Source organism: Pseudomonas sp. DCB_AW (assembly GCF_026240895.1).
Lineage (GTDB): Bacteria > Pseudomonadota > Gammaproteobacteria > Pseudomonadales > Pseudomonadaceae > Aquipseudomonas > Aquipseudomonas kermanshahensis.
Map to the genome: position 1 here is coordinate 1 of NZ_JAPFCE010000216.1, position 390 is coordinate 390.

The 390-nt window shown below is 57.2% G+C and carries 1 protein-coding gene; it reads left to right on the forward strand.

Annotation, left to right across the window (positions count from 1 at the left end; translation table 11 throughout):
• Nucleotides 1-4: 4 nt before the first annotated feature.
• A partial coding sequence (locus OO306_RS28290) for an immunoglobulin heavy chain variable domain-containing protein (protein ID WP_265970411.1) occupies nucleotides 5-390 on the forward strand: 386 nt, incomplete at its 3' end.

Genomic DNA, 390 nt, shown 5'->3' on the forward strand with positions numbered 1-390 from the left:
GGCCATGGCCCAGGTGCAGCTGCAGGAGTCTGGGGGAGGATTGGTGCAACCTGGGGGCTCTCTGAGACTCTCCTGCGCAGCCTCGGGAGGCAGCTTCAGTCCCTATGCCATGGGCTGGTTCCGCCAGGCTCCAGGAAAGGAGCGTGAGTTTGTAGGACGTATTAAATGGACAGGTATCGCAGACTATGCAGACTCCGTCAAGGGCCGATTCACCATCTCCAGAGACAAGGCCAAGAACATGGTGTATCTGCAAATGGACAGCCTGAAACCTGAGGACACGGCCGTTTATTACTGTGCAGCCCAATCCCGGGGCATTGGGACTATGAAACAGGAGTATGATTATTGGGGCCAGGGGACCCAGGTCACCGTCTCCTCACACCACCATCACCA